Genomic DNA, 16,341 nt, shown 5'->3' with positions numbered 1-16,341 from the left:
ACGCCGCCGCCGCGCGGGGGCAATGCGGGCAAAGCCCCGCCGAGCGATGCGCGGATGGTGTTGAAAGGCGCGGCGCGCTTCGCGTATCACCGCCCCATGACCGACCGTTACGCATCGTCCGCCGCCGCCACCCCGCGCCCCACGGCCAGCCAGCCCGCGCGGCTATATCACTCGCCGCTGTCGCCCTTCTCGCGAAAGGTGCGGCTGGTGCTGGCCGAGAAGCGGATCGAGGTGGAACTCGCCGAAGAGCGCTACTGGGAGCAAGACCCCGAACTCTATCGCCGCAACCCTGCCGGCAAGATCCCGGTGCTGCGGCTCGACGGGATGCTGCTGGCGGAAAGCCAGGCCATTTGCGAATATCTCGACGAAACTGTCCCGGTCCCGCCGCTGATGCCGGACGGCGCCGCCGGACGTTATGAGGTTCGCCGGCTATGTGCCTGGTTCGACGACAAATTCAATGCCGAGGTTACCCGCCCGGTGCTGAATGAGCGGGTCTGGAAGAAGGTGCAGAAAACCGGCTATCCCGACAGCCGCGTGGTCAAGGCCGGGCTGGGCGCGATCAAGGTGCATATCGATTACATGCACCGCCTTCTGGAAGAGCGCCGCTGGCTGGCTGGCCCGACGCTGAGCATCGCCGACTTCGCAGCGGCGGCGCATTTCTCCTGTCTCGATTATATTTCGGATGTGGATTGGGACCGCTCGGATCTGGTGCGGCAGTGGTATGCGACGATCAAGTCGCGCCCGGCCTTCCGCAACGTGCTGGCCGATCAGGTCCCCGGCATTCACCCGGCGGCGCATTACGCGTTGCTGGATTTCTGATCCGCGACATTTCGCCGCCGAAGCGGGGTCACGCCCCTGCCTCTCAGCCGATCCGGCCTCGTTGACCGCCGGTCTGGGCGCGATCGAGCAAAAGATGATCGAGCACGACGCAAGCCGCCATCGCCTCGGCCACCGGCACGGCGCGAATGCCGACGCAAGGGTCGTGACGGCCCTTGGTTATCAGCTCGATCTCTTCCCCCGCCTGATTGATGGTGCGGCGTGGGGTGAGGATGGATGAGGTCGGCTTGACTGCGAAGCGGATGGTGATGTCCTGCCCGGTCGAGATCCCGCCGAGGATTCCTCCGGCGTGGTTCGACAGATATTCCGGGCCATCCGCACCCATGCGGATCTCGTCGGCATTGTCGGTGCCGGTCAGGCCCGCCGCTGCCATGCCCTCGCCGATCTCGACGCCCTTCACCGCATTGATCGACATCATTGCCGCGGCGAGATCGGTGTCGAGCTTGCCATAGACCGGCGCGCCGAGACCGGGCGGGCAACCGCGCACAAGCACCTCGATCGCGGCGCCGACGCTGTTCTGCGCCTTGCGGATACCGGTGAGGTAATCCTCCCACTCGACGGCCGCTGCCGCATCCGGCAGGAAGAACGGGTTCTGGCGGATCGCGCTTTCGTCGAAGCTGGACCGGTCGAGCCGCAGATCGCCCATCTGCACCATATATCCGATCACCGAGAGCTGCGGCACCAATTCACGCAGCACCGCCTGCGCGACCGCGCCCGCCGCGACCCGCGCGGCGGTTTCGCGCGCGCTCGAACGACCGCCGCCGCGGTAATCGCGAATGCCGTATTTCTGATGATATGCGATGTCGGCATGGCCCGGACGGAAGGCGGTCGCAATCTCGCCGTAATCCCTGGAGCGCTGATCGGTGTTTTCGATCATCAGCATGATCGGTGTGCCGGTGCTGCGGCCTTCGAACACGCCCGACAGAATGCGGACCCGGTCGGGCTCTTGCCGCTGGGTGGTATTCTTGGAACTGCCCGGGCGACGGCGATCCATGAAGGGCTGGATCCAGCCCTCGTCCAGAGCCACGCCGGGCGGGCAGCCGTCGATCACCGCCCCAAGCCCCGGCCCGTGGCTTTCGCCCCAGGTGGTAACGCGGAAGACATGGCCGAAGCTGTTGAGGCTCATCGCGGGATCTCCTTTGACGCCCTCGTTAGCCGCCCGCCCGGCCCGCGGCAAGGCGCCAGAGCCATATGCTATTGCTGCAACACCGACTCCTCGAACAGCGAGATCGCCTCGTTCCGGTCGCCCTGCCCCTTGAACTCATAGCCGCGCTCGATCATCCGGTTATAGGATTCGAAAAACAGCTGCATGTCCCAGACGAATTCTTTTCGCGCCTCGGCAAGGTCGGCGAGGTCGTTATAGATCCTGCTCATCGTGGCGATGGCGACGACGCGGTCATTGCGGACCAACGCGCCATCTTCCTCATTCTCCATTTTCAGCACGCCGATCAGCCGCGCCTCGATCAGAGACCCCGCGGGAAGCTCGCCGTCGCAAAGCAGCAAGATGTCGAGCGGGTCGCCATCCGGTGCACGGGTCTGCGGCACGAAGCCAAAGGCAAAGGGGAAGCGCATTCCCTCCGGCAGCTCCAGCCCAATCCGAAACAGCCCGCTCTCGTGCAGGTTCATCTTTTGCCGGCTGCCGCGAGGCGTCTCGATAAAGACGTTGACGGTATCCTCTCCCGCACGGGCGGGCACGTGCTTGACGGCTTCGTTGAACATGGTTGCGGTCCTTTCTGTCTAAAGCGTCGACCTGTCGTCGCGATGGGGGCCTTGCACAGCCAACCTCCGCTGCTATCTTCGGTTCCACCTCGGGGTGCCTTCGGGCTGAGACGCTTTCGCGGACCCGTTGAACCTGATCCGGTTCACGACCGGCGGAGGGAAGGTTTCGTCATCCTTTCTTTCCGACATTGAACAGAAGGAGGACGATATGCGTAATGCCCTGCTGGCATTGATGATCTCCGCCAGCCCGGCGCTGGCCGCCGATGAATTCACCGTCTATGCGCCCGACTACTTCGCCTCGGAATGGGGGCCGGGTCCGAAGATCGAGGAGGGCTTCGAGGCGGTCTGCGATTGCGACCTGAACTTCGTCACCGGCGATGTGCTGCCCCGGCTGTTGCTGGAGGGCAAGCAGACCGAGGCCGATGCGGTGATCGGGCTGAACAGCGACGTGACCATGCGCGCCCGCCAATCCGGGCTGTTCGCGCCGCATGGCCAGGACCTGTCCGGGCTGACCCTGCCCATCGAGTGGACTGATGAGGTGTTCCTGCCCTTCAACTGGGGCGAGACGGCCTTTGTCTATGACAAGACCCGAATGGACAACCCGCCCGAAAGTTTCGACGCGCTGCTCGATGCGCCCGATGACCTCAAGATCGTGATCCAGGATCCGCGCAGCTCGATCAGCGGGCTGGCGCTGCTGCTGTGGGTGAACAGCGTTTATGGCGACGACTCCCGCGCGGCTTGGGAAAAGCTGCGTCCGAAGGTGCTGACCGTGACCCAGGGCTGGTCCGAAAGCTATGGCATGTTCACCGATGGCGAGGCCGATATGGTGCTAAGCTATACAACCTCGCCCGCCTATCACATCGGCGCCGAGCAGGACACGACCAAGGCTGCCGCTATCTTTCCCGAGGGGCATTACTTCATGGTCGAGCTGGCCGCACAGCTTGCCGGGACCGATCAGCCCGCGCTGGCGCAGCAATTCATGGACTATGTTCTTTCCGAGGATTTCCAGAGCATGATCGCCGAGGCGAACTGGTCCTATCCGGCCAAGCTCAAGCGCGATTTGCTTCCGGCCTATTTCGCGGCGCTGCCCCGGCCCGGAAAGACCATCTTCCTGAACGAAGAGGAAGCCGAGGCGCTGCGCAAACCGGCGCTTGATGAATGGCTCAGCGTTTTCGCGCAATAGACCCCGCCGGTCCCGCCGTCGCGGCGGGGCTTGTCCTGCTGGTGATGGGCACGCTTGGCGCGGTGGCGTTGCAAGCGGGCGGCCTTTCGGGGCTCGGGACATGGGACTGGCGGGCGGTCTGGTTCACGATCTGGCAGGCGGTGGTCTCGGCCACGCTATCGGCCGGGCTGGCGATCCCGGTGTCCCGCGCGCTGGCCCGGCGGCGATTTTTCGGGCGCGCTGTGCTGATCACGCTGCTCGGGGCACCGTTCATCCTGCCGGTGATCGTGGCGATCATGGGGCTGGTCTCGGTCTTTGGTCGCTCGGGGCTGGTCAACCAGGCGCTTGCGCCGCTGGGGCTGGGCCCGGTGTCGATCTATGGCTGGCAGGGGGTGGTCCTCGCGCATGTGTTCTTCAACCTGCCGCTCTCGGTGCGGATGATCCTTCATGGCTGGCAGGCGATCCCGTCCGAGCGGTTCCGGCTGGCCCGTTCGCTGGGCTTTGCGCCGGCCGATATCGGGAGGCATCTGGAGCGGCCGATGCTGCGCGAGGTGCTGCCGGGCGCCTGGCTGGCGGTGTTTCTGGTCTGCCTGACCTCCTTTGCGGTGGCGCTGGCGCTCGGCGGCGGGCCGCGCGCGACCACGGTCGAGCTGGCCATCTATCAGGCGTTCCGCTTCGATTTCGATCTCGGCAAGGCGGCGACATTGGGGCTGGTGCAGGTGGCGCTGTGCCTTGTTGCGCTGGCGCTGTCCTCACGCGTGGCGATTCCCGCCGGGTTCGGCGCGGGGATGGATCGCGATTCCGGACTGCGCGGCCCGCCCGGCTGGCGTCGCGGGATGGATCTGGTGGCGATTGCCCTTGCCGCCGGCTTCCTGCTTGTGCCGATGCTTTCGGTGATCGCGCAGGGGCTGCCGCGGCTGACCGGGCTGCCCGCGCCGATCTGGGCGGCGGCGCTGCGTTCGGTGGTGATGGCGCTGATCTCGGCTTTTGCGACGCTCGTGCTGGCGCTGCCGCTCGCGCTTAGCGTCGCGCGGGGCAATCGCTGGGTCGAGGCGGCGGGGATGCTGCCCATCGTCGCCTCGCCGCTTGTGCTCGGCACGGGGCTTTACCTGCTGCTGCGCGGGCTGGCCTCGCCCACCGAGCTCGCGCTGCCCGTCACGGTCGGGATCAACGCGGCAATGGCGCTGCCGTTTGCGCTGCGCATCCTGATCCCGGCAGCGCGGAGCCTGCGCGCGGATTACGGAAGGCTGGCCGATTCGCTGGACATGCGCGGGCTGGCGCGGCTGCGGCTGCTGATCCTGCCGCGCCTGTCGCGCCCGCTGGGCTTTGCAGCAGGGCTGGCTGCGGCCCTGGCGATGGGCGATCTGGGCGTCATCACGCTCTTTGCCGACAGCGAGAACGCGACGCTGCCGCTGAAGCTCTATCAGCTGATGAACAGCTATCGCATGGCCGATGCCGCGGCCTGCGCGGTGCTGCTGATGGCGATCAGTTTTGCCCTGTTCTGGATCTTCGACCGCGGAGGACGTGTGAATGCTGCGATTTGAGGCTGCCGAGGCGAGGCTGGGCGATTTCCGTCTGCGCGCCGATTTCGGCATTGATGCAGGGGCGCGGGTCGCGGTGATCGGGCCCTCCGGCTCTGGCAAGTCCACGCTGCTTGGAACGGTGTCGGGCTTCGTGCCGCTGTCTTCGGGACGGGTGTGTTGGCAGGGGCGCGACATGGGGGTGCTGGCCCCCGGCGAGCGTCCGGTGTCGGTGCTGTTTCAGGACCAGAACCTGTTCCCCCATCTCAGCGTGGCGCAGAATGTCGGATTGGGTCTGCGGCCCGACCTCCGGCTCTCGGCGGATCAGGAACGGGCGGTGTCGCGGGCCCTCGACGAGGTCGGGCTGTCCGGCATGGCCGAGCGTCGCCCCGCCAATCTTTCCGGCGGCCAGCAAAGCCGCGTGGCATTGGCGCGCGTGGCGCTGCGCGCCCGGCCCGTACTGCTTCTCGATGAGGCGTTCTCGGCGCTCGGCCCGGCGCTCAAGTCGGAGATGCTCGAGCTTCTTGGCCGGATCGCGGAACGCAGCGGTGCGACGGTGCTGATGGTCACGCATGACCCGAAGGACGCCCGCGCCTTCGCGCCCCAGACGGTGGTAGTGATAGATGGGCTCGCGCAGCCCGCAGTCCCGACAGGCCCATTGCTGGACCATCCGCCCGCGCCGCTTGCCGCTTATCTTGGCTAGTCGACCGCCCGGATCATCTTGCGGTCGAACACGCGCAGCACCTGTTTCAGATCGTGACCGCGCTTGAGAATGCGTCCATCCATGCCGATCACCGCATACATGCCCTGCTGGTTGCGCAGCCGGGGCCGCTTTTCCACGCGATAGATCGGGGTCTCGGCGCTGTGGCGGAAAATCGAGAACACCGCCACGTCACGCAGAAACGCCATTGCGTAATCGCGCCACTCTCCTGCCGCGACCATGCGGCCATAGACCGACAGGATCACGCCAAGCTCGGCGCGGTCGAAGGCTATTCTGTCGGGCTGGGGGGTCAGAGGGTGATGCGGGTTCTGCATCTTGGGATCGTGGCACCGCTCGCCGCCACGATCAACGGCAAAAACATGCGATGCGCGGCCGGTCGCCATAAGCCAGGCCGCGCCCAGGGCCGGTCAGTAACAGGAAATCTTGGTGATGATCCCGTTCTCGTCATATTCGATATTCATCCGCTCGGGGCGATAATCCGACGTCACCGCCATGTCCGGCCCGATGCGCCGCGCCTCGCGAAGCGCGCCACCGGCGAGGATTGCGCTGCTCTGGCCAACCAGCCGCTGATGCTGCGAAGCACCGCAGGCATCCGAAGGCGGAGGCGGCTCTGCCGGGCCCGAGGGCTCGGCGGTCTCGATACAGCCCGCAAGCGCGCCAAGCGCTACGGCGCAGAATGTCAGACGCGCCCGCATCAGCCGCAATCCACGGCAGAGATGTTCCCGGCGCTGTCCAGCCGGAACACGATCCGGTTGGGATCATATTCCTGCGGCTCGATGCCGCGATACTCGACGACGCGATACTCGCGCGTGATCCCGAGCGTCGGCACGACGCTGCCCGGCTGGCCGATATAGCTGGTATAGGTGCTGGCCTTGCAGAGATCCGGCTTGCGCTCGACCAGACCGTCATCGGAAGCGGTGGGCAGCGGCGCGACCTGCGGGTTGACCACGGCCTGATCCACCGGAGCCTGCGGCGGCGCGGCCATGCAGCCGGCAAGCGCAAGCGCGGCGGCGAGCGGGGCGAAAAGGCGGGGCGTCTTCATCATCTCGTTCATCTGTCCCTGATGAGGTTTCGTATGGTCCTGCGTCACACGGCCCCGCTGAGCCGGGGGCCTTGCGAAAACCTATACGCTGTGGAGGCGCCGCTGTTAAGCCCGCAGCGCCCATGGCGGGTCACAACCCCATCAGCTTGCCAGCAATTGCCGTGCCGAATCCGTGCCATAAGCGCGCAGGAACGTGTCGACGGCGTTATCGACGGTCCGCCGGATCATCGCGTCATCGACCGAGGCCCGGCCCATCAGCATCACCCGATCCTTCACCCGCGCCATGCTGAGCTGCACGAAGCTGTCGGCGGCAAGACCCAGATCCGCAATGTCGTCGCGCAGCAGCCCGTCCTGCTGCCAGCGGCGAAGCTGCCGTTCCAGCTGGCGTCGCAGCGCCGCCGGGCCAAGTTCGTAATACTCCGCCGAAAGAGTCGGGAAACGCTCGGCCTCGGCAATGGCCAGCCGCAGGGTACGGGATCCGAACTCGGACACCGCATGGTTGGCGATCAGATGGCCGGTGAAGCGCAGAACCTGATCCACCGGCAGATCCAACCCGATCAGCGCGGTGCCATCCAGACGCTCGCGGTCCAGCTCGTCGCGGAACACCGCGTCGAACATCAGCTTCTTGTCGGGAAAATAGCTGTAGAGCGTTGCCTTGGACACAGATGCTTCTCGGGCGATATCGTCGACGCTCGCCCCTTCATAACCATCGCGCATGAAGACGCGTCGCGCGCCCTCCAGCACCTGACCGTATTTCCGGCCCCTGGTGATGGACCGTGCCTCGTTAACCATTGGACTGCCTAAACTGTGTCGTACCGGCGAAAGATAAATCCGCGAGCTTGTTAACCACAAGGCCAGAGCGATTTGGTGAAATGGCATTGCGAAAATCCGCCGTAGCAACGATGCTCTGCCAAAGGAATAGGCAAAGCGGAGAGTGCTCATGTCCAACGCCCACCCGTCGTTCCGCGACTCAGTCGATCGGATGTTCAGCCAGGCGGCTTCCCTGATGAAGCTGCCGCCGGGGCTGGAGGAAAAGATCCGGGTCTGTAACTCGACTTACACGGTGCGTTTCGGGGTGCGGCTGCGCGGCGCGATCCACACCTTCACCGGCTATCGCTCGGTCCATTCCGAACATATGGAGCCTGTGAAGGGCGGCATCCGCTATGCCATGTCGGTCAATCAGGACGAGGTCGAGGCGCTTGCCGCGCTGATGACGTATAAATGCGCGCTGGTCGAAGTGCCCTTCGGCGGCTCGAAAGGCGGTCTGCGGATCAATCCGCGCGACTGGGACGAGGACGAGCTGGAGCGAATCACGCGCCGCTTCACCTATGAGCTGTCGCGCCGCAGTCTGATTTCTCCGTCGCAGAACGTTCCTGCCCCCGATATGGGCACGGGCGAGCGCGAGATGGCCTGGATGGCCGATGCCTATAAGCGGCTGCACCCCGACGATATCAACGCCAAGGCCTGTGTGACCGGCAAGCCGGTCACCATTGGCGGGATTTCGGGCCGGGTCGAGGCGACCGGGCGCGGCGTCCAGTATGCGGTGCGCGAGTTCTTCCGCCACCCCGATGCGCTGAAGCGCGCCGGCATCGAGGGACCGCTGTCAAGCAAGCGCGTCGTCGTGCAGGGTCTCGGGAATGTGGGCTATCATGCCGCCAAGTTCCTCTCGGAAGAAGATGGCTGCGCGATCGTGACCGTGGTCGAATATAACGGCTCGGTCCACAATCCCGACGGGCTGGATATCGTCGCCCTGAAAAAGCACATCACCGAGACCGGCGGGGTCGAGAACTTCCCGGGTGCGAGCTTCCGCCCGGCCGGGCTCGACGCACTCGAAGACGAGTGCGACATTCTGATCCCCGCCGCGGTGGAAAGCGTCATTACCGCTGAAAACGCCCCGCGAATCCAGGCCAAGCTGATCATCGAGGCCGCGAACGGTCCGATCACCTCGGATGGCGACGAGGTGCTGAAAAAGCGCGGCGTGGTCGTCATCCCGGACATGTATGCCAATGCGGGCGGTGTGACCGTCTCCTATTTCGAATGGGTGAAGAACCTGTCGCAGATCAGCCTCGGCCGGATGGAGCGCCGCTATGAAGAGCATCGCAACCGGCTTCTGATCTCGGAGATCGAGCGGCTCTCATCCGATTCCGGACTGGCCTGGACCATGACCGAGGGCTTCAAGGAGGCCTATCTGCACGGTGCAGACGAGATCGAGCTGGTGCGCTCGGGTCTCGACGACACGATGCGCGACAATTACCGCAAGATGCAGGAGGTCTGGTTCGACGATGAGCGGGTCACCGATCTGCGGACCGCCGCCTATGTCGTCGCGATCCGCCGTATCGCCAATGTCTACGGCTCGCTGGGTCTCTGATCCGCTTCGACAGCCCGCCCAAGCGGGACGGCAACAGGGCCGGGCGCGCCATCGCCCGGCCCTTCTTCCATCCGCCCGAAGATAGGGCGGCCCGCCGGCAAGCCGGTCAAGGAAAAGAAAAACGCGCCCCGAAGGGCGCGTTTCTGGGTGGTTCGGATATGGATGCGGTCGGCATGGCCGCCCGGTCAATCCTCGCGACGGCCGTGCTTCACGTCCCACCACAGTTTCTTGTTGGTGAAATAAAGCAGCGCCGCCAGCACGATGAGGAAGATCACCGCAACAAAGCCGTTCTGCTTGCGCGCCATCATCTTCGGCTCGGCAGTCCACATCAGGAAGGCCGACACGTCGCGCGACATCTGATCGACCGTCGCCTCGGTCCCGTCCTCATAGGTCACCAGCCCGTCCGACAACGGTGCGGGCATCGAAATCAGACCGCCCGCGAAAGCTTCGTTCCCATAGAGATAGGTCCCGGCCTGCTCGACCTCTTCGCCGGTATAGCCGGTCAGCACGGAATAGATATATTCCGGGCCGCCCATTCCGTTGATCAGCTGGCTGATGCCGGTGCCGTAAGGTCCGTGGAATCCGGCGCGGGCCTTAGCCATCAGCGACAGATCCGGCCCCATCCCCTCGCCGGTCACGGTCGGGAAATGGTCGGTCGGGACGCGCGGACGCTCTTCGCCGGTTTCTGCATCTATGACGAACATATTCGCCGCATAGGCGCGCACCTGATCGGCAGGCAGTTCCGGGCCATATTCGTCGCTAAGCGTGCGGATCGGCACCTGACGCAGACCGTGGCAGGCGGCGCAGACCTCGGTATAGACCTGCAGACCGCGCTGAAGCTGGAACTGGTCGAAGCTGCCGAACGGACCTTCGAAGCTGAAGTCGATATCGGTGACATGCGCGTATTCTTCGCTTTCCACCTCTTCGGCGGCGCTTTCTTCGCCCCCGTCACCGGCTTCGCCCTCCGCCTCGGCGGGTTCGGGCGCCTCGCCCTCAGCCGTCGCGTCATCTGCGGCGCCGTCTTCCGCTGCGGGATCTGCCTCGGCAGCCTCGCCCTCCGCAGCTGCGGCGGGCTCATCTTCTGCGACTGCGGGGGCAGCTTCGCCGTCTTCGGCGGCGTCGTCTGCGGCAACTTCCTCATCACTCGCGGGCTGCGCCTCAGCCTCTGTGTCTGCGGCCTCAGCCTCGCCGGCCTCTAACTCGGCAGCGGCTTCTCCAGTAGCGGCCTCTTCGGTAGCAGCTTCGTCTGCCGTAGCTTCTTCGGCGGCAGTCTCTTCCGCGGTGGCTTCCGCCGCGCCTTCCGCGTCAGCAGCGGCCTCTTCGGTATCGGCCTCTTCTCCGGATGGGGCCTCCGTCGCTGCGCCCGCTTCGGTTTCAGCCGTTGCAGGAGCCTCTTCGATGATGGTTACGGCGTCTACCGTTTCGCCTTCCTGCGCCCAGCCTTGGGCAGCAAGGGTCAGCGCGGCCACGGCCGTGAGGGTCGTGATTCTCATGGTCATGCTTGCCTCTCCTTACTCGGCAGGATGGGTTTGTGCGGCGTGGTGCGCGTTAAAGTCTTCCTCGATCGTCGAGGGCATCGGCTCGGGCTTCTCGATGATGCCGAGGAGCGGCAGGATCACAAGGAAATAGGCGAACCAATAGGCCGAGCCAGCCAGCGCGATATAGGGATAGATCCCCTCTGCCGGCATGGCGCCCACCCACATCAGAACCACGAAGTCGATGCAGAGCAGCCAGAACCACCACTTGAACTGAGGACGAAACCGGCCAGAGCGGACCCGGCTGGTGTCCAGCCACGGCACCAGAGCCATAACCAGGATCGCGCCGAACATGGCCAGCACACCGAAGAACTTTGCGTCGATGATCCCGAAGGACACGAAGTTCACCAGCTGCACGACCCAGACATCGGCGGTGAAGGCGCGCAGGATCGCGTAGAAGGGCAGGAAATACCATTCCGGCACGATATGTTCCGGCGTCGCCAGCGGGTTCGCCTCGATATAGTTGTCGGGGTGGCCCAGATAATTCGGCATGAAGCCGACCACGGCAAAGAAGAGCACCAGGATCACCGCCAGAGCGAACAGATCCTTGATGACGAAATAGGGCCAGAATGGCAGCGTGTCCTTTTCCGCCTCGGCCTTCGATGTGCGGCGAACCTCGATCCCGGTCGGGTTGTTGTTGCCGGTCGAGTGGAAGGCCCAGATATGGACGACCACCAGCCCGGCAATGACGAAGGGCAGCAGATAATGCAGCGAGAAGAAGCGGTTCAGCGTGGCATTATCCACCGCCGGCCCACCGAGCAGCCACTCCTGGATGCTCGGGCCGATGCCGGGGATGGCGCCGAAGAGCCCGGTGATCACGGTCGCGCCCCAGAAGGACATCTGACCCCAGGGCAGCACATAGCCCATGAACGCGGTGCCCATCATGCACAGATAGATCAGCATGCCGATGATCCAGGTCACCTCGCGCGGGGCTTTATAGGACCCGTAGAACAGCCCGCGGAAGATGTGCAGATACACCGCAAAGAAGAACAGCGAGGCACCGTTCATGTGCAGATAGCGGATCATCTGGCCGCCATTCACGTTACGCATGATATGTTCGACGCTGTCGAAGGCCATGTTCACATGGGGCGTATAATGCATCGCAAGCACGATGCCGGTGACGATCTGCAACGCCAGGCAGAAGGTCAGGACGATGCCCCAGATCCACATCCAGTTGAGGTTCTTGGGCGTCGGGATCATCAGCGTGTCATAGATGACACCGGCGATCGGCAGGCGGCGATGCAGCCAGCGCTCGGCGCCCGTTTTCGGTTCATAGTGATCGTGCGGGATTCCGGACATTGGGCGCCTCCTCAGCCGAGTTGCAGCGTTGCGTCGTCGACGAAGGACGCCACGGGAATATCCATGTTGCGGGGCGCGGGACCGCGGCGGATGCGGCCCGCCGTGTCGTAATGCGAGCCGTGGCAGGGGCAGAACCAGCCGCCGAAATCGCCCGCACCCTCGCCGATCGGCACGCAGCCGAGATGGGTGCAGACACCGATCTGGACCAGCCATTCGCCCTCGGGGTCGAGGGTGCGGTTTTCATCGGTCGCGGGTTCCTCGCCCGACAGATTCGCGTTCTGCGCGACCGGGTCGATGAGATCAGAGACATCGACGGCGCGACCGGCCTCAATCTCTTCCGGGGTGCGGCGGCGGATGAAGACCGGCTTGCCGAGCCATTTGACCGTCAGCTGCGTGCCCACATCGACGCCGCTGATATCGACCATGATCGAGGACAGGGCCTGCACATCGGCCGAGGGATTCATCTGGTTGATGAGCGTCCAGGCGGCGGCACCCGTCGCGACCGCTCCGGCCCCGGCGGTAGCGTAGTAGAGGAAATCCCTCCGCGTGCCTTCGTGTTCTTCAGCGTGGGTCACGGCAATTCTCCGGTTCAGGCCCGGCGGGCGGGCCTTCTATGTTGTATCGGGCCGCTTGAATCGCAGCCTTTGCGTGCTCATCTCTAGCGATCAATTTCGTGCCAGTCCAGAAGGGGCGGGCGCGGTATTTCGGGCAAATCACCGCATGTGTTGCGTTTTCGTCTCCGCATCCCGCGCCGGATTGCGACATTCCGACGCAGCCCGACCATGCGCCCCGTGGCCGCGCCGCATAGGAAAGACCTATCCGCGCAGAAAACGGCGCAGCAGTTTTTCCAGCTTGGCCGCGCCCAGTGGCGCCATCTGCTTGGTGTGATCATGGCTGATAGATTCGTCAGACATGCCCGCGCCCATATTGGTGATGACCGAGATCGCCGCGCAGCGCAGGCCGAGGAACCGGCCGAGGATGATTTCCGGCACGGTGGACATGCCGACCGCATCCATCCCCAGCACACGCGCCGCGCGAATCTCTGCCGGCGTCTCGAAGCTTGGGCCAGAGAACCAGCCATAGACGCCTTCGGGCAGTTCTACCCCTTCGGCGGCGGCGGCCTCTCTCAGCGCGGCGCGCATCTCCGGGTCATGCGCCTCGGTCATGGGGACAAACCGCGCGTCGGTCTTTTCCCCGATCAGCGGGTTGGTGCCTGCAAAGGCGATATGATCGTTCAGCAGCATCAGCCCGCCCGGCGCGAGTTCGGCATTCACAGCCCCCGCCGCATTGGTGAGGATAAGCTTTTCGGTGCCAAGCGCCGCGAGCGTTTCCAGTGGCAGCCGCATCGCATCGGCCTTTCCGCTCTCATAGTAATGCGAGCGCCCGCCGAACACCGCGACGCGAGCGCCCTCCAACGCGCCGATCACAAGCTGCGGAACATGACCCGACACACCCGCATGAGGAAAGCCGGGCAGCGAGTCGTAAGGGATCGCGACCCCATCCACAGCCTCGGAGAGATGCCCGAGCCCCGAGCCGAGGATCAGCCCGTATTCCGGCGCCGCCTCCCCTGCCCGGCTGCGGATGAGATCGGCGAGTTCAGCGCTCTTTGACATAGGGTTCTCCGCCCGCGCGCGGCGGGATGGCGCGGCCCACGAAGCCGGCAAGGATGATGACGGTAAGAATATAGGGCAGCGCGTTCATGAACATGGACGGGATGGTGATCGGGCCCAGATCCAGATTGGGATAGCGGTTGGCGATTGCCTCCAGCAGGCCGAACAGGAAGGTCGCGAACAGCGCCCCCCAGGGCCGCCACTTGGCGAAAATCAGCGCCGCCAGCGCGATGAAGCCGCGCCCGGCGGTCATTTCCTTGACGAAACCCGCAGACAGGCCCGTGGCCAGATAGGCCCCCGCCAGCCCGCACAGCACCCCTGCAATCGCAATGGCGACATAGCGCAGCCTTGTGACCGACACCCCCGCCGTATCGACCGAGGCCGGATTCTCGCCGACCGCGCGCAGGCGCAGACCGAAACGGGTGCGGAACAACAGCCACCAGGTCAGCGGCACCGCCAGGAACGCGACATAGACAAGGATCGAATGTCCCGAGATCAGCTCGTCATAGATCGGCCCGATCACCGGCACCGGCGCAAGCGCATCGGCGAAGGGCAGTTCGATCGAACCGAAGCGGCCCGCGCCGGACAGGGGCGGTGTGCGCCCGCCAAGGCCGAACCATGTCTGCCCGAGCAGCACGGTCATGCCCGAGGCCAGAAAGTTGATCGCCACGCCCGAAATCAGCTGGTTGCCACGGAAGGTGATCGAGGCCACGCCATGCACGATGGACAGCAGCAGCGAGCCCGCCACCGCCGCGATCAGCCCAAGCCATGCCGAGCCGGTGACAGCCGCCACCGCCGCCGCCGAAAAGGCCGCCATCAGCATCTTGCCTTCCAGCCCGATATCGAACACGCCCGAGCGTTCCGAATAAAGCCCGGCCAGACAGGCCAGCAAAAGCGGCGTCATCAGCCGCACGGCGGAATCGAGGATCTGGATGATCGTGTTGATATCCATCACGCGCTCCTCTTCTTGCGGCGCGCAACGAAAAACGCCTCGAGCGGCATCCGCACCATATTGTCCAACGCGCCGGTAAAGAGGATCACGAGGGCCTGGATCACCACGATCAATTCACGCGGGATCGAGGTCCATAGCGCAAGCTCGCCTCCGCCCTGATAGAGAAATCCGAAGAGCAGCGCCGCCAGCGCCACGCCAAGCGGGTGATTGCGGCCCATCAGCGCCACGGCGATGCCGATGAAACCGGCGCCCTCGACATTGTTCAGCACCAGCCTTTCGGCCTCGCCCATCACATTGTTGATCGCCATCATTCCGGCCAGCCCGCCCGAGACCAGCATGGCGATCACGGTGATTTTCACCGGCGAGATGCCGGCATAGCGCGCAGCCGTCTCGGACCGGCCGAGCGCGCGGATCTCATAGCCGAGCTTGGTGCGCCAGATCAGCAGCCAGACCATGACGCAGGCGGCAAGCGCGATCAGGAAGGTGACATTGACCGGGGTATGCGTGCCCCATTCTATGCCGAACGCGGCGAAGAAGTCGGTGATTTTCGGCAGATGGGTGGCCTCGGGGAAGTTGGCCGAGGCCGGGTCCATGCTGCCAACCGGGCGCAGCCAGTTCACCAAGGCCCAGTTCAGCAGCGCCGCGGCGATGAAGTTGAACATGATGGTGGTGATGACGATGTGGCTGCCGCGCTTGGCCTGCAAGATTGCCGGAATGAAGGCCCATGCCGCGCCGAACGCCGCCGAGGCCAGCATTGCCGCGATCAGCGCCAGCGACCAGTGCGGCCAGGGCAGAAACAGGCAGACGATGGCCACGCCAAGACCGCCGAGCCCCGCCTGCCCCTCGCCCCCGATATTGAACAGCCGCGCGTGATAAGCCACCGCCACCGCCAGACCGGTAAAGATAAAATTTGTCGTGTAATACAGGGTGAAGCCCCAACCGTAGCTGGAGCCGAGCGCCCCGGTCACCATCGTCTGCAACGCCACCCAGGGGCTTTCCCCGATAGCGAGGATCACCAGGGCGGATATGGCAAACGCCAGCACCAAAGAGATCAGCGGCGTGAGCAGCACATCCGCCCATTTCGGCATCTTATCCATTATTCACCCTGCTCGATCTGCTGAATCCGGTCATGCGCCGAGCGACAGCTATCCTGTTTCGCCAGCCGTGGCATGCGGTCATCCCCGGCCGCCTCTGCGGCACCAAGCGACAGTCGCACCGGCATTTCATAGTCCCGGCCGGTCTCGGAGATCGCGGAGAGGGTGAAGGTCATCACCCCTTCCGCGTCCGGCCCGACCACGTCGCGAAGCTCGCATAATCTTCCATCCGACAACTCGATTCGCTCGACAGCCCCGCCCGCAGGGGCCGCATCGCTGTAAAGCGGTGCGAGTGCGGCATCGGGCAACTCCGGCATGTCCGGTATCTCGGCGTCGTCCCCCGGCGCTGCATCCGGTGCGGGCGTCACCGTGATCTCGGTATCAGAGCCGGCCGGTGCGATCTGCACAGCCTCCCGCCAGACGACATCAAGCAAGAATAACGCGAAGATGAGATCCAGAATCGACATCACCCGCCCCCAACG

The 16,341-nt window shown here is 64.7% G+C and carries 18 protein-coding genes and 1 riboswitch; of the genes, 5 read left to right on the top strand and 13 right to left on the bottom strand.

Translation table 11 applies throughout. From position 1 onward, the window contains the following. Positions 1–96: 96 nt before the first annotated feature. A complete protein-coding gene (gene fzlA / locus PAF18_RS02000; protein ID WP_271116975.1) occupies positions 97–819 on the top strand; it encodes an FtsZ-binding protein FzlA in 723 nt (240 codons plus the stop codon). Between the two features lie 43 nt (positions 820–862). Here the strand turns inward: fzlA and aroC are convergent, their stop codons facing one another. Both aroC and PAF18_RS01990 read right to left on the bottom strand, forming a co-directional pair. Next, a complete protein-coding gene (aroC, locus tag PAF18_RS01995) occupies positions 863–1,963 on the bottom strand; it encodes a chorismate synthase (protein WP_271116974.1) in 1,101 nt (366 codons plus the stop codon). Positions 1,964–2,031: 68 nt separating this feature from the next. Beyond that, positions 2,032–2,556, bottom strand: coding sequence for an inorganic diphosphatase (locus PAF18_RS01990; RefSeq protein ID WP_271116973.1), 525 nt, complete (start codon positions 2,554–2,556; stop codon positions 2,032–2,034). 80 nt (positions 2,557–2,636) lie between these two features. Beyond that, a riboswitch (TPP riboswitch) is annotated at positions 2,637–2,734 on the top strand. 30 nt (positions 2,735–2,764) lie between these two features. On the opposite strand from PAF18_RS01990, the gene PAF18_RS01985 reads away from it, so the two are divergent. The 3 genes from PAF18_RS01985 to PAF18_RS01975 are packed head-to-tail and all read left to right on the top strand — an operon-like array spanning position 2,765 to position 5,941. Further along, positions 2,765–3,739 carry a thiamine ABC transporter substrate-binding protein gene (locus tag PAF18_RS01985; RefSeq protein WP_434802235.1) on the top strand — a complete coding sequence of 325 codons (975 nt, stop codon included), beginning with the start codon at positions 2,765–2,767 and terminating at the stop codon, positions 3,737–3,739. Next, positions 3,715–5,262 (top strand): thiamine/thiamine pyrophosphate ABC transporter permease ThiP, encoded by a 1,548-nt coding sequence (locus tag PAF18_RS01980; protein ID WP_271116972.1) that lies wholly within the window; start codon positions 3,715–3,717, stop codon positions 5,260–5,262. Before PAF18_RS01985 ends, PAF18_RS01980 begins: the two co-directional genes overlap by 25 nt. Continuing rightward, positions 5,249–5,941, top strand: coding sequence for a thiamine ABC transporter ATP-binding protein (locus PAF18_RS01975; protein ID WP_271116971.1), 693 nt, complete (start codon positions 5,249–5,251; stop codon positions 5,939–5,941). The genes PAF18_RS01980 and PAF18_RS01975 overlap by 14 nt, the downstream gene beginning before the upstream one ends. On the opposite strand, the gene PAF18_RS01970 is transcribed toward PAF18_RS01975, so the two are convergent. The 4 genes from PAF18_RS01970 to PAF18_RS01955 form a co-directional block, all read right to left on the bottom strand. Beyond that, on the bottom strand, positions 5,938–6,273 hold the full coding sequence (locus tag PAF18_RS01970) for a DUF2794 domain-containing protein (RefSeq protein WP_271118172.1): 336 nt from the start codon (positions 6,271–6,273) through the stop codon (positions 5,938–5,940). The two genes, PAF18_RS01975 and PAF18_RS01970, sit on opposite strands and share 4 nt — an antisense overlap. 93 nt (positions 6,274–6,366) lie before the next feature. Then, positions 6,367–6,654 carry an I78 family peptidase inhibitor gene (locus tag PAF18_RS01965; protein ID WP_271116970.1) on the bottom strand — a complete coding sequence of 96 codons (288 nt, stop codon included), beginning with the start codon at positions 6,652–6,654 and terminating at the stop codon, positions 6,367–6,369. Beyond that, on the bottom strand, positions 6,654–7,001 hold the full coding sequence (locus PAF18_RS01960; protein ID WP_271116969.1) for an I78 family peptidase inhibitor: 348 nt from the start codon (positions 6,999–7,001) through the stop codon (positions 6,654–6,656). The genes PAF18_RS01965 and PAF18_RS01960 overlap by 1 nt, the downstream gene beginning before the upstream one ends. Before the next feature lie 141 nt (positions 7,002–7,142). After that, positions 7,143–7,793, bottom strand: a complete 651-nt coding sequence (locus PAF18_RS01955) for a TetR/AcrR family transcriptional regulator (RefSeq protein ID WP_271116968.1) — start codon at positions 7,791–7,793, stop codon at positions 7,143–7,145. 148 nt (positions 7,794–7,941) lie between these two features. Here PAF18_RS01955 and PAF18_RS01950 point away from each other — a divergent pair, with 148 nt between their 5' ends. Beyond that, positions 7,942–9,369, top strand: coding sequence for a Glu/Leu/Phe/Val family dehydrogenase (locus tag PAF18_RS01950; RefSeq protein ID WP_271116967.1), 1,428 nt, complete (start codon positions 7,942–7,944; stop codon positions 9,367–9,369). Between the two features lie 185 nt (positions 9,370–9,554). Here PAF18_RS01950 and PAF18_RS01945 read toward each other — a convergent pair whose 3' ends face one another. The 7 genes from PAF18_RS01945 to PAF18_RS01915 form a co-directional block, all read right to left on the bottom strand. Further along, the gene (locus tag PAF18_RS01945; protein ID WP_434802268.1) at positions 9,555–10,289 is read right to left on the bottom strand and encodes a cytochrome c1; all 735 of its coding nucleotides are present in this window, start codon (positions 10,287–10,289) and stop codon (positions 9,555–9,557) included. A 591-nt stretch (positions 10,290–10,880) separates the two neighbouring features. Then, entirely contained in the window at positions 10,881–12,203 is a 1,323-nt protein-coding gene (gene petB / locus PAF18_RS01940) for a cytochrome b (RefSeq protein WP_271116966.1), read from the bottom strand. Positions 12,204–12,214: 11 nt separating this feature from the next. Then, positions 12,215–12,778, bottom strand: a complete 564-nt coding sequence (gene petA / locus PAF18_RS01935; protein ID WP_271116965.1) for a ubiquinol-cytochrome c reductase iron-sulfur subunit — start codon at positions 12,776–12,778, stop codon at positions 12,215–12,217. A 240-nt stretch (positions 12,779–13,018) separates the two neighbouring features. Continuing rightward, complete coding sequence (locus PAF18_RS01930; protein WP_271116964.1) at positions 13,019–13,816, bottom strand: purine-nucleoside phosphorylase; 798 nt, start codon at positions 13,814–13,816, stop codon at positions 13,019–13,021. Beyond that, positions 13,800–14,765: an ABC transporter permease gene (locus tag PAF18_RS01925; protein WP_271116963.1), complete on the bottom strand. Its 966-nt coding sequence runs from the start codon at positions 14,763–14,765 to the stop codon at positions 13,800–13,802. Before PAF18_RS01925 ends, PAF18_RS01930 begins: the two co-directional genes overlap by 17 nt. Further along, entirely contained in the window at positions 14,765–15,862 is a 1,098-nt protein-coding gene (locus PAF18_RS01920; protein WP_271116962.1) for an ABC transporter permease, read from the bottom strand. Before PAF18_RS01920 ends, PAF18_RS01925 begins: the two co-directional genes overlap by 1 nt. After that, entirely contained in the window at positions 15,862–16,326 is a 465-nt protein-coding gene (locus tag PAF18_RS01915; protein ID WP_271116961.1) for a hypothetical protein, read from the bottom strand. Before PAF18_RS01915 ends, PAF18_RS01920 begins: the two co-directional genes overlap by 1 nt. Positions 16,327–16,341 lie beyond the last annotated feature (15 nt).

It is taken from the genome of Paracoccus sediminicola, from assembly GCF_027912835.1.
Lineage (GTDB): Bacteria > Pseudomonadota > Alphaproteobacteria > Rhodobacterales > Rhodobacteraceae > Paracoccus > Paracoccus sediminicola.
This window is presented reverse-complemented; position numbering and strand designations above follow the sequence as displayed.